Origin of the sequence: Streptomyces albireticuli, from assembly GCF_002192455.1 — a bacterium.
GTDB lineage: Bacteria > Actinomycetota > Actinomycetes > Streptomycetales > Streptomycetaceae > Streptomyces > Streptomyces albireticuli_B.
In genome coordinates, this window is record NZ_CP021744.1 from 758288 (window position 1) to 770727 (window position 12440).

11 protein-coding genes are annotated in these 12440 nt (G+C 72.5%); 9 read left to right on the forward strand and 2 right to left on the reverse strand.

The genetic code is table 11. The features are described 5' to 3' along the window. Window positions 1–53 precede the first annotated feature (53 nt). The 9 genes from SMD11_RS03300 (at window position 54) to SMD11_RS03340 (ending at window position 10307) form a co-directional block, all read left to right on the forward strand. Complete coding sequence (locus tag SMD11_RS03300) at window positions 54–1319, forward strand: beta-ketoacyl-[acyl-carrier-protein] synthase family protein (RefSeq protein WP_087924979.1); 1266 nt, start codon at window positions 54–56, stop codon at window positions 1317–1319. Further along, window positions 1316–2629: a ketosynthase chain-length factor gene (locus tag SMD11_RS03305; RefSeq protein WP_087924980.1), complete on the forward strand. Its 1314-nt coding sequence runs from the start codon at window positions 1316–1318 to the stop codon at window positions 2627–2629. The genes SMD11_RS03300 and SMD11_RS03305 overlap by 4 nt, the downstream gene beginning before the upstream one ends. Window positions 2630–2678: 49 nt before the next feature. Beyond that, the gene (locus SMD11_RS03310) at window positions 2679–2942 is read left to right on the forward strand and encodes an acyl carrier protein (RefSeq protein ID WP_234365871.1); all 264 of its coding nucleotides are present in this window, start codon (window positions 2679–2681) and stop codon (window positions 2940–2942) included. 52 nt (window positions 2943–2994) lie between these two features. Beyond that, the gene (locus SMD11_RS03315; protein WP_087924981.1) at window positions 2995–3978 is read left to right on the forward strand and encodes an aromatase/cyclase; all 984 of its coding nucleotides are present in this window, start codon (window positions 2995–2997) and stop codon (window positions 3976–3978) included. Beyond that, complete coding sequence (locus SMD11_RS03320; protein ID WP_234365872.1) at window positions 3975–4919, forward strand: MBL fold metallo-hydrolase; 945 nt, start codon at window positions 3975–3977, stop codon at window positions 4917–4919. Before SMD11_RS03315 ends, SMD11_RS03320 begins: the two co-directional genes overlap by 4 nt. A gap of 95 nt (window positions 4920–5014) precedes the next feature. After that, the gene (locus SMD11_RS03325) at window positions 5015–5974 is read left to right on the forward strand and encodes a hypothetical protein (protein WP_087924982.1); all 960 of its coding nucleotides are present in this window, start codon (window positions 5015–5017) and stop codon (window positions 5972–5974) included. After that, window positions 5971–6576: a flavin reductase family protein gene (locus SMD11_RS03330; RefSeq protein ID WP_324614682.1), complete on the forward strand. Its 606-nt coding sequence runs from the start codon at window positions 5971–5973 to the stop codon at window positions 6574–6576. The genes SMD11_RS03325 and SMD11_RS03330 overlap by 4 nt, the downstream gene beginning before the upstream one ends. 97 nt (window positions 6577–6673) lie before the next feature. Then, complete coding sequence (locus tag SMD11_RS03335; RefSeq protein ID WP_087924983.1) at window positions 6674–8677, forward strand: flavin-containing monooxygenase; 2004 nt, start codon at window positions 6674–6676, stop codon at window positions 8675–8677. A 19-nt stretch (window positions 8678–8696) separates the two neighbouring features. Continuing rightward, complete coding sequence (locus tag SMD11_RS03340) at window positions 8697–10307, forward strand: FAD-binding oxidoreductase (protein WP_087924984.1); 1611 nt, start codon at window positions 8697–8699, stop codon at window positions 10305–10307. Window positions 10308–10373: 66 nt separating this feature from the next. Here the strand turns inward: SMD11_RS03340 and SMD11_RS03345 are convergent, their stop codons facing one another. Beyond that, entirely contained in the window at window positions 10374–11384 is a 1011-nt protein-coding gene (locus SMD11_RS03345; RefSeq protein ID WP_159395205.1) for a DUF6081 family protein, read from the reverse strand. Then, entirely contained in the window at window positions 11381–12379 is a 999-nt protein-coding gene (locus SMD11_RS03350) for an alpha/beta hydrolase (protein ID WP_087924986.1), read from the reverse strand. The genes SMD11_RS03345 and SMD11_RS03350 overlap by 4 nt, the downstream gene beginning before the upstream one ends. Window positions 12380–12440 lie beyond the last annotated feature (61 nt).

The following is a 12440-nucleotide window of genomic DNA, read 5'->3' on the forward strand; positions in this document are numbered from 1 at the left end:
GAACGCACTGAGATGCTCAGTTCAACTGTGCCGACGGCCGTGGACGGCCCCCGATGACGCGCCGTGTCGTGATCACCGGAATCGGCATCCGGGCCCCCGGAGGCAAGGGCGCGAAGGAGTTCTGGTCCACGCTGACCAACGGCCGCACCGCCACCCGCAGGATCACGTTCTTCGACCCTTCGCCCTACCGGTCGCAGGTCGCCGCCGAAGCCGACTTCGACCCGGTCATCGAGGGACTCACGGCACCGGAGATCGACCGCATGGACCGGGCCACCCAGTTCGCGGTGGTCTGCGCGAAAGAGGCCGTCAGGGACAGCGGGCTCGGCTTCGGCGGCCTGGACCCGTACCGCGTCGGTGTCGCTCTGGGCAGCGCGGTCGCGGCCGCCACGAGCCTCGAACGCGAATACCTGGCCCTGTCCGGCCGGGGCCGTGACTGGGAGATGGACCCCGCGCGGCTCTCCCCGCACATGTTCGACTACATGGCGCCGAGTGTGATGGCGGCCGAGGTCGCGTGGACGGTGGGCGCCGAGGGCCCGGTGGCGATGGTCTCCAACGGCTGCACCTCGGGGCTCGATTCGGTCGGCCACGCCGCGCAGCTGATCCGTGAGGGCAGCGCCGACGTGATGGTGGCCGGGGCCTGCGACACGCCGATCACCCCGATCGTGGTGGCCTGCTTCGACGCCATCAAGGCGACCACGCCGCGCAACGACGACCCGGAGCACGCCTCGCGCCCCTTCGACGGCTCCCGGAACGGCTTCGTGCTCGCCGAGGGCGCGGCCATGTTCGTCCTCGAGGAGTACGACAGCGCCCGGCGCCGCGACGCGCACATCTACGCCGAGGTCACCGGGTACGCGACGCGCTCCAACGCGTTCCATATGACCGGCCTCAAGCCGGACGGCCGGGAGATGGCCGAGGCGATCCGGGTCGCCCTCGACGAGTCGCGGGCCGATGTGACGGCCGTGGACTACATCAACGCGCACGGCTCGGGGACCAAGCAGAACGACCGCCACGAGACCGCCGCGTTCAAGCGCAGTCTCGGGCAGCACGCCTACGAGACCCCGGTCAGCTCGATCAAGTCGATGGTGGGGCACTCGCTCGGCGCCATCGGCTCGGTGGAGATCGCGGCATCGCTGCTGGCCATCGAGCACAACGTGGTTCCGCCCACGGCCAATCTGCACACCAGCGACCCCGAGTGCGACCTGGACTACGTACCGGTCACCGCTCGCGAGCACCGGGTGGACACGGTCCTCACCGTGGGCAGCGGCTTCGGCGGGTTCCAGAGCGCGATGGTCCTGCGCAGCCCCCAGGAGGTCTCATGAGTGCCGTCGGAGCGGCGGCCGTCGCGCGGCAGCCCGGCCCCGGCGCGAGCCCGCACCCGGGCACCCGCCCGGTGTACGTGACCGGCATCGGCGTCGCCGCGCCCAACGGCCTCGGCCTGGAGCGCTACTGGGAGGCGGTCCTCGCGGGCCGCTCGGGCGTCGTACCGATCACCCGCTTCGACACGTCCCGCTATCCGGCCCGGCTGGCGGGTCAGATCGAGGACTTCGACGCGTCCGCGCACCTGCCGAGCCGGCTCCTTCCGCAGACCGACGTCTCGACCCGGCTCGCGCTGACCGCCGCGGACTGGGCGATCGCCGACGCGGGCGTGGATCCGTCGAGCACCACGGACTACGACATGGGCGTGGTGACCTCCAACGGGTGCGGCGGCTTCGAGTTCACCCACCGGGAGTTCAAGAAGCTGTGGAGCGTCGGCCCCCAGGCGGTCAGCGTGTACGAGTCCTTCGCCTGGTTCTACGCGGTCAACACCGGTCAGATCTCGATCCGCAACGGTATGCGCGGACCCAGCAGCGCCCTGGTGGCCGAGCAGGCCGGCGGCCTCGACGCCCTCGGACACGCCCGGCGCACCGTCCACCGCGGCACTCCCCTGGTGGTCACCGGAGGCGTGGACTCCGCGTTCGACCCGTGGGGGTGGGTCTCCCACCTGTCCAGCGGGCGGATCAGCCACGCCACCGACCCGGAGCGCGCCTACCTGCCGTTCGACGCGGCGGCCTGCGGCTATGTGCCGGGCGAGGGCGGGGCGATCCTGGTGGTCGAGGACCCCGTGGCGGCCCGGGCGCGCGGGGCGGGCCGGGTGTACGGGGAGATCGCCGGGTACGCCTCGACCTTCGACCCCGCCCCGGAGGGCGTCCGGGGGGAACTCGCCGCACCTCCCGGGCGGCCACCGGGGCTGCGCCGGGCGGCCGAGCAGGCCCTGGCCCAGGCCGGGCTGACGCCCCAGGACGTGGACGTGGTGTTCGCGGACGCGGCCGGTGTCCGCGACCTGGACCGTGCCGAGGCCACGGCGATCCGGGAGCTTTTCGGGGCACACCGGGTGCCGGTGACCGCGCCCAAGGCGCTCACCGGGAGGCTCTACGCGGGCGGCGGTCCGCTGGACGTCGCCACCGCGCTCCTGACCATCCGGGACGGTGTGATCCCGGCTTCCGGGGCCGTCGTCGACGTCCCGGCCGATTACGGGATCGACCTGGTGACCAAGGGCCCGCGGGAGGCCCGCGTCGCCTGCGCCCTGGTCCTCGCCCGCGGCCGATGGGGGTTCAACTCGGCCGTGGTGGTACGCGAGGCAACCCTCTGATGCTCATCCGTCCAGGCGTCGCCTCACCACTGACAGCAAGGATTCGACCATGACGAACACCACCATGACCCTCGACGATCTGCACCGCATCCTGGCCGTCTGCGGGGGCGCGAGCGAGTCCTGGCCGGCGGGCGAGGACGTGCACGACCGGCCCTTCGAGGAGCTCGGCTACGACTCCCTCGCCCTGCTGGAGGCCGCCGTGCGCATCGAGAACGAGTTCGGCGTGCAGGTGCCGGACGAGGTGATCCCGCAGCTCACCAGCCCGCGCGACGTACTCGACCTGGTCAACGGCCCCACCGCGAAGACCGTGTGAAGCGGCGCGCGGCGCTCACCGACCGACCCGCCGACCCGGAAGGCCCTCGACCATGACCGAGCTACGAGAGCACCACACCCTGCACACCCGCGTCGTCGCGGCTCCCGCGGACACCGTGTACACGCTGGTGGCCGATGTGACCCGATGGCCGGTGATCTTCGAACCCACCGTGCACGTCCGGCATCTGGAGCGGGGCGACGGCACCGAGCGCTTTCATCTGTGGGCCCTGGTCAACGGCGAGGTCAAGAACTGGGTCTCGCGGCGCACGCTGGATCCGCGGGAGCGCACCGTGACGTTCCGCCAGGAGCGCGGCCAGTCGCCGTTCGCCTCGATGGGCGGCCGATGGCGGTTCGCCCCGCAGCCGGACGGCAGGACCATGGTGAGTCTCACCCACGACTTCACCACGCTCGGCCAGGAGGCGGGCGCGTGGGTCACCGAGGGGGTGAACCGCAACAGCGAGCGGGAGCTGGCCGCCCTCGCGCGGATCGCCGAACTCCCTCATGCGATCGACGAGCTGGTCTTCTCCTTCACCGACCGCATCGAGCTCTCCGGTGCGGCGGCGGACGCCTACGCGTTCGTGGACCGCGCCGACGCCTGGCCGCGGCGACTGCCGCATGTACGCCGGGTGCGGCTGCGCGTGGACCCGCCCGGGGTGCAGGACATGGAGATGGAGACGGTCACCGCGGACGGCGGCGCGCACACGACGCGCTCCGTGCGGCTCTGCTTCCCGGACTCGTCGATCGTCTACAAACAACTGGTGCCACCCGCGCTGCTGCTGGGACACAGCGGGGCCTGGGAGTTCACCCCGGACGGGGCGGGCGGCGCCGTGGCCGTCGCCCGGCACACCGTCGCGGTCGACCCGGCCGCCGTCCCCAAGGTGCTCGGCGAGGGCCGCACCCTCGCCGAGGCGCGGGCGTACCTGCGCGAGGCGCTGGGCGCCAACAGCCGCACCACGCTCACCCACGCGGCCGCCTACGCGGGCGCGAACGCCGCGGCGCTCGCGCCGGGCAGTCCGCCTCGCGAGGGGACACCGTGACCGCCACGCCTCCCGTGGCCGACGACGCGCGCCTGGTCGAGGTGGCCGATCAGGTCTATGTCTACGAACAGCCTCCCGGGGGCTGGTGCCTGAGCAACTCCGGGGTGCTCGCCGGGCCGCGGGGCGCCGTCGTGGTGGACACGCTGGCGACCGTGCGGCGCGCCGAGCGGCTGCGCGAAGCCGTGGACCGGCTCCGTCCCGGTCCGGCCCGCACCCTGGTCAACACCCACCACCACGGCGATCACACCTTCGGCAACCAGGTCTTCGGGCCCGGGGCCACGATCCTCGCGCACGAGCGGACGCGCACCGAGATGGCGGCCACCGGGCTCGCCCTCACCGGCCTGTGGCCGCACGTGGAGTGGGGCGACGTGCGCCTCTCGTTGCCGAACCTGACCTTCCGCGACGCTCTCACGCTGCACCTGGGCGAGCGGCGGGTGGAGCTGCTGCACGTGGGCCCGGCGCACACCACTGGTGACGTGGTGGTGTGGCTGCCGGACGAGCGGGTGCTCTTCGCCGGGGACGTGGTGTTCTCCGGGGCCGCGCCGTTCTGTCTGTTCGGCACGGTCGCCGGGACGCTACGGGCGATCGAGCGGCTGCGCGCGCTGCGGCCGCGGACCGTGGTGTCCGGGCACGGGCCGGTCACCGGCCCCGAGGTCCTCGACGACAACGCCCGGTATCTGCGGTGGATCCAGGGCCTGGCCGAGGAGGGCGCGGCGCGGGGTCTCACCCCTCTGGAGACGGCGAGGAGCGCGCACCGGGCGCAGTTCGACCACCTGCTCGACGCCGAGCGCATCGTCGGCAATCTGCATGTCGCCCGCGCCGAGCTGCCGGGGCCGGCGTCCGCCGCGGCGGACGCACCGGCGCACGGCGTGGACCCGGTGGCCGCGTTCGGCGAGATGGTCACGTTCAACGGGGGCCGCCTGCCCACCTGCCTGGCGTGACCCGCCGCGCGTCGCGCCCCGCGCTCGTACCGCACCGCTGACGGCACACACCGCTCGACCCGCCTCACCTACCCGATCCGGAAAGGACCTCGCCCGTGCAGACGGCACCCAGTCGACAGTCCAGCTCGGCCACCCGCGGCCGGCGCGCGCGCCGCGCCGGCATGGCGGTCCTCGCGGCCGCCGCCCTGTTCGGCGCCTGGGCGGCGGCGGACACCGGCCGCGCGGACGCCTCGCGGCCCGCCGCGGACCCGGCGGCCCACGGCCGCGTCAAGACCGAGTACGGCACGCCCCAGCGCCTGGGCGACGGGACCATCCGCGTCTACTCCCAGCGCCGCGGCTCCCGCCCGCTCACCCTCGGCTACACCTTCTCCGCCGCCGCCCTGCGGAACCTGCCCAAGGAGGGCGACGGCAAGCTCTGCTATGACGTGAACGGCGACGGCACGGTGGACCGGGCCACGGAGTGCGTGGACGAGGTCGAGACGGCCCTGGACCTGCCCAAGGGGTTCCGTGAGCACGTCGGCGGCCCCTTCAGCTGGGCGCAACTGACCTGGGACCCGCGGGGCCATCCGCCGGAGTACTACAGCGTCCCGCACTTCGACTTCCACTTCTACACCCAGGACGAGGCGGCCGTGCGCCGCATCCGCACCGGCCCGTGCGCCGGCCTCATGAACTGCGACGACCTCAAGACCGCGCGCAAGCCGGTACCGGAGCGGCACATGCCGGCCCGGTACATGGACATGGGCGCCGTGGTGCCGCAGATGGGCAACCACCTGATGGACATGGACGCGCCGGAGATGAACGGCAAGCCGTTCACGGAGACGTTCATGTACGGCGCGTACGACGGCCGGATCACCTTCTACGAGCCCATGGTCGCCAAGGCTTGGATCGAGGGGCTCGCGCGCGGGCGCGCGGGCGGCTGCGAGCCGGTCAAACAGCCCAAGGCGTGGGATGTCTCCGGGTGGTACCCGACCAAGTACTGCATGGACTACGACCGCGCCGAGCGGCGGTACACGGTCTCGATATCCGACTTCGTGCACCGTAAGGCGACGCCGTGACGGCACGGCCCGGGGTGGACGCCCGGTCGGCACCGGGAGCCTGTGCGGCCCCGGGTCCGGACGGCGGCGGCGCGGGCCTGGACCCCGCCCTGTTCCGCGGCGCGATGACCCGCTTCCCCTCCGGGGTCGCCATCGTCACCACGCACGACCGGCACGGCAGGCCGCACGGCTTCACCGCGAGTTCGCTCTGCTCGCTCTCGCTGGATCCGCCGCTGCTCCTGGTCTGTCTGGCCACGTCGGCGCGCTGCTACCCGGTCTTCGCGCGGAGTCCGCGGTTCGCCGTCAGCGTGCTCCGCGAGGGGCACGAGCACTCCGAGCTCGCCCGGCGGTTCGCCGGCAAGAGCCCGGACAAGTTCTCCGGCGGCGGCTTCGTGCCCACCGCGCACGGGGGCACCGTGGTGGCCGGGGCGCTCGCGGTCGTGGAGTGCGCGGTGCGGCGCCGGGTGGACGCGGGGGACCATGTGATCCTCCTCGGGGAGGCGGAGCATGTGACGCTGCCGGAACGCGGCGGCCGCCCCGCCGTCTATGTCGACCGGGGTTTCGGCTCCCTGTGCGGTGCGGACTGCGCCCGGAGCGGCACGCCCCGGGGACCGGGCCCATGAGCACCAGTCAGGTCCGGCCCGGTCCGGGGGCCGTGCCCCACGTCCGCCGGGCGACGCACCGCCCGGTCCCACCTCCCGTCACGAAAGGCGTCGCCCCATGTCGTTCCACGGGCCGCTGAAGCCGATCACCGTCGATGACGACGCGCTGCGGGCCCACTTGGAGAGCGCCGAAGTGCCCGCTCTGCTGATGACCGTGGCACACCTCACGGGCGATTTGTCCGTCCTGCGCGAGGACCTGCGGGCCGCCGGCTGGCTCTTCGCCCCGCAGGGCGGTCTCTCCGCCGAGCAGCGGGCCGCGGCGCGGGAGACCGCGTTCGGCGCGCTCGTCCGCTACCGGCAGGCGGGCAGCGTGCCCCCGCCCCCGCCCGACCGGGAGACGCTGCGCCGGATCAGCGGCTGGGCCATGGGCGGCGACACCGAGGACGTGCTGCCCCTGCTCGCCGAGGAGATCGTCCTTCCCGGCCAGGACCCGAGGGCCCCGCGCTGGCGGGCGCGGGACTTCGCCGCACCGGCCGGCGAGGCGCCCGAGCGGCCCCGGGGCCCCGGCGCCGTGCGCGTGTCGATCATCGGCGCCGGGATGAGCGGACTGCTCGCCGGATACCGGCTGGCCCAGGCGGGCGTGCCGTTCACCATCTACGAGAAGAACGACGACGTCGGCGGCACCTGGCTGGAGAACCACTACCCGGGCTGCCGGGTCGACGTCCCCAGCCATCTGTACAGCTACCCGTTCGCCAACCGCTCCGACTGGCCGGACCACTTCTGCACGCAGGACCAGCTCCTGGAGTACTTCCAGGCGTTCGCCAAGGAGTACGGCCTGTACGAGCACATCCGGTTCAACACCGAGGTGCGGGAGGCGTGCTGGGAGGAGGAGAGCGCCCGCTGGCGGCTGCGGCTGCACGGCCCGGACGGGGAGCGGAGCGTGCGGAGCGAAGTGCTGGTGAGCGCCGTAGGGCAGCTGAACCGGCCCGAACTGCCGGACATCCCCGGCCGGGAGCGGTTCGCCGGTCCGGCGTTCCACTCCGCCTCCTGGGACCACGGTGTACCGCTCGCCGGCCGCCGGGTGGCCGTCATCGGGACGGGCGCCAGCGCGTACCAGTTCATTCCGGAAGTGGCCAAGATCGCCGGTGAGCTGACCGTGTTCCAGCGCACGCCGCCGTGGCTGCGCCCCACCCCGCACTACCACGACCCGGTGCCGCCGAGCACCGCCTGGCTGTACGAGCACATCCCCTACTACGCGGCCTGGCACCGCTTCTGGCTCTTCGCCCCGGGCCTGCGGGGCGTACTGGAGGGCTGGATCGTGGACCCGGACCACCCGCCCACCGAGCGGGCCGTCTCCGCGGTCAACGACGAGTTGCGCGCCACTCTCACGCGCCACCTCCAGGCTCAGCTGACCGACGCGCCCGAACTGCTCCCGCGCGTGCTCCCGCGGTATCCGGTGGGGGCCAAGCGGGTGCTGCGGGACAACGGGGTGTGGCTGCGGACGCTGCGGCGGGACAATGTCACGCTGGTCACCGAAAAGATCTCGGAAATCACCGAAAGCGGTGTGCGCACCGCGGACGGTGTTCTGCACGAGGCCGATATCCTCATTTACGGAACTGGATTTGCCGCTTCCCGATTTCTGGCACCGATGCGCGTCACCGGTATCGGTGGTGCGGATCTGCACGAGACATGGGACGGGGACGCCCGCGCATACCTGGGCCTGACCGTTCCCGGATTTCCCAATCTCTTCTGCCTTTATGGCCCGAACACCAACCTCTCCGGGCAGGGAGGCAGTATTTTCTACTTCTCCGAGTGCGGAGTGACCTACCTTCTCGACGCCGTCCGACTGCTGCTCGAAAGCGGACGGCGGTCCCTGGACGTGAAGAGGGATGTTCACGACGCGTACAACGCCTGGGTCGACCGGGCCAACTCGGAGCGGGCCTGGGGGTGGTCGAAGGTGAGCAACTGGTTCACCAACGAGAAAGGGCGCTCGGCACAGAACTGGCCTTTCACGGCGCAGGAGTACTGGCGCCGCACCCGCCGCGTCGATCCCTCGGACTACGAGACCCCGGACCGTCCCGGCCGTTCCACGGACCCGGCAGCGTCATCCGGCAAGCGATGAGGAACACGAGAAGGTAACCATGGACATCACGAAGAGCGAGCAGCCGGCGGAGCACAGAGAGATTTCCCCGCCCGAGGCCGCCGCGGTCGCCGTCGAGCCCGTACAGAGCATCGCCGCGCCCTTCCGCGCGGTACAGGTCACGCCGGACGACCCCCGCTATCCCGAGCTCGTCAGCGGCAATGACAAACGGTGGGTCGCCGCACCCCAGTACGTTCACGTGGTCGGCAACTCCGACCAGGTCCTGCACGCCGTGGACCGGGCCGCCCGGGCCGGGCAGCGGGTCTCCGTGCGCGGCGGTGGCCACAGCTACGCGCCGTTCGTCTACCACCCGGAGACCGAGGTCATCATCGACCTGTCGCTGATGTACGACGTCTACTACTGCGAACGGCGCCGGGCCTTCGCCGTCGAGGGCGGCGCCAAACTGGGCCGGATCTACGAGTGGTTGTTCAAGGGGTGGGGGGTGACGCTGCCGGGCGGGGTGTGCCCCGGCGTCGGCATCGGTGGCCACGCCAGCGGCGGCGGATACGGGCTGCTGTCCCGCAAGTTCGGCTATGTGGTGGACCACTTGGAGGCGGTGGAGATGGTGGTCGTCGGCCGCGACCGCCGGGCCCGCCGGATCACCGCGTCCCGCAACCCCGACGACCCGAACCACGACCTGTGGTGGGCGGTCACCGGCGGCGGTGGCGGCAACTTCGGCATCGTCACGCGCTACTGGTTCCGCTCTCCGGGCAGGCGCGAGGCGAACCCGTCCGCGCAGCTCCCGCGCCCGCCCAAGGACGTGCTCCTGAGCGTCGTCCCGATCCCCTGGTCAGACCTGGACCGCACCGGCTTCACCCACCTGGTGCGCAACTTCGGCACCTGGCACGAGCGGAACAAGGCCCCGGACTCGCCGTACACCTCGCTGACCGGAGTGGTGTTCCTTCAGCACAAGGCGTCGCAGTCCGTCAACATCCTGACCCAGATCGACGCCGGGATCCCGCACGCCGAGGAGCTGCTGACCGATTACCTCTCGGCGATCACCCAGGGAACGAAGGCCGCCGTCCCGCCCGCGCAGAAGCTGTCCTGGCTGGACGCGACCGAGCTGATCGGCACCAGCAACCCCACGCTGATGACCAGCCCCGCCATGCGCAGCGCCGTGAAGTCCGCGTACATGCGCAAGGGCTTCACCGACGCCCAGATAGGCACGCTCTACGAGCAGATGACCCGGGACGACTACACCAACCCCCACGCCACGCTCCAGCTCACCGGAGTGGCGGGCGGCCGGATCAACGCCGTCGATCCGCACGCCACCGCGTCCGCGCACCGCGACTCGGCGTTCCTCGCCCTGTTCGAGAACTACTGGCAGGACCCGCGCGAGGACGATCACCACATGGGCTGGCTCCGCGACATCTACCACACCGCCTTCGACTCGACCGGCGGTTACCCGGTGCCCAACGAGCAGTCCGACGGCTGCTACATCAACTCGCCGGACACCGACATCAAGGACCCGAGGTTCAACCGGTCGGGGGTGCCCTGGCACGCCCTGTACTACAAGGACAACTACCGCAGGCTGCAACGGGCCAAGGCGCGGTTCGACCCCACGGACTTCTTCCGCCACGCGCAGTCCGTCGAGCTTCCGCACAGGTCCTGAGCGCTCCCGGACGCACATCGGGGCCCGCTTCCGCGGGCCCCGCTCGCGTGCGCTTGCCGAAGGGTCTCAGCCGCCGGCCGCCTCGGACACGGAGACGGTGCAGGAGGCCACCGTCACCTCGGCCCCCTGCCCGAAGAGCCTGCTGGTCTCCGCACTGCCGGGGTCCACGAAGGCCTGCGGGGCCGGCGGCCCCTGCCGCGTGCTGTAGTACTGCCCGGGCCGGGGAGTGAGGCGGACCAGGCCGGAGGGGTCCGCGCGGCCCGGCAGCGCTCCGTCCAGAACGGTGAACAAACCGATTCCGGCGGCGAACTGGCGTGGTTCGGCCGGTGTGTCCTCGCCCCCGTGCTCCAGCACCAGGTGCTCGTCGCCGGCCAGGCGGTGTCCGAGCCGGTCCACCCGGAAGACCTCCTCGCCCTCCAGGAGGTAACGCACCGTTCCGGCGGCGCGGTCGTAGGAGACCCGGCAGTGATGCACGTCCTCGGGCGTGCGGTCCGCGACCGGGACGGCGTAGAGGAACGCCGCGTAGTCACCGAGCCGCTCGCGGCCGAAGGGCAGCCGTTCGTAGAAGACGTACACCTTGGTATTGGTGAGGAAGAACTCGACACCGATGAAGCTCTCGAAGTCCACGACGGGGGCCGCCACCGAGGCCAGCCTCAGGTCGCTGTCCGGGTCGGCGACCGCCTCGCCGAAGGGGTGGGCGGCCGTGCCGTAGGTACGCCCCGAGAACACCGTGTCGAAGTGGAGCACCTGCCCGCGGACCGCGTCGAACCCGGGCATCCCTCCGGCGGCCCGCTCGTTGGCGTAGGACAGCCATTTGACGTGGTCTATCTCGCCGGGCAGTCCGGCGCCGTTGGCGTGGTCCTGTCCCAGGCTGCGCACGAAGGCGGGCTCCCCCGTGGCCGGGTTGACGCCGCTGGAGACCACTCGCAGGCCCTGTGCCGAGGTCGTCACATGCCCGTCGTCGCCGACGTAGGGCCGCTGCGCGTAGTGCCACCAGCGGGCGTCCGGGCCCGTCGTGGTGAACCCGCCGGCGAAGTCGGCGTCCCAGATCACCTTCTCTGCCGCGCCATGACTCACGTGCGCTTCCCTCCCTCGGTGTCGGCGTGCGGTGTGTCCCGCGCCGTGCCGCCCAGACCGCGGACGAGCGCGTCGGTCTGGTCCGCGAGCATCCTCCGGCTCACGGCCGCGCCGGCGACCGAGACCGAGGCGTGGAACGTCCCCGGCCAGTAGCCGATCTCGGTGCGTACCCCCGCCTGGATGAGCCGGTGGGCGTAGGCGAGGGCCTCGTCGCGCCCTGGGTCGTACTCGCAGGCGCACACATACGCGGGCGGCAGTCCGGACAGGTCCGCCGCTCGCGCGGGTGCGGCGTACGGAGGCACCCCGTCGGCGCCGGGCCGGTGGCGCGGCCCCAGGTAGTGGCCCCAGCTCGCCTGTGCGGAGGCTCGGTCCCATTTCGGTGTGTCGGTGAAAGCGCGGGCCGAGACCGTGTCGAGGCGGTCGTCGAGCTCCGGCCACATCAGGCACTGCATGCGCAGGGGCGGCCCGCCGCGGTCGCGGGCCAGCAAGGCGACCGCGGCGGCCAGTCCTCCCCCGGCGCTCTCGCCACCGATCCCGAGCCGGTCCCGGTCCACGCCGAGCCGAGCCGCGTTCCCCGCCGTCCAGCACAGGGCGGCGTAGGCGTCCTCCGGGCCGGCGGGAAAGGGGTGCTCGGGAGCGAGGCGGTAGGCCGGTGCGACCACGACGGCGCCGGTGTGGTCCGCCAGGCGCAGACACGTGGGGTGCAGGGCGTCCAGGTCGCCGCAGACGAAGCCGCCCCAGTGCAGGTACAGCAGTCCGGGGCCGGGCCGCGCGCCCCGGGCGGCGGGCCGGTAGACGCGCAGCGGCACCGGTGGGGCGCCGTCCGGGCCGGGGGCGGCGGCCTCGGACACCTCGACGGCGCCGAGGGGCCGGTAGGGCGCCTGGCGCCCGGCGATGCCCCGGACCGCGGCCCGCGCGGCGACCGGGTCCGTGTAGTCGACCGGGGCGAGGCGCGCCGCCCAGGGAGCGAGCTCGGGGTCGTAGTCGTAGGCCACGGCAGTCACCTCGGTGGGGTCGCTTCGTGCGGCGTGCCGCCCGCGGCCCCGCCGGGGCCGC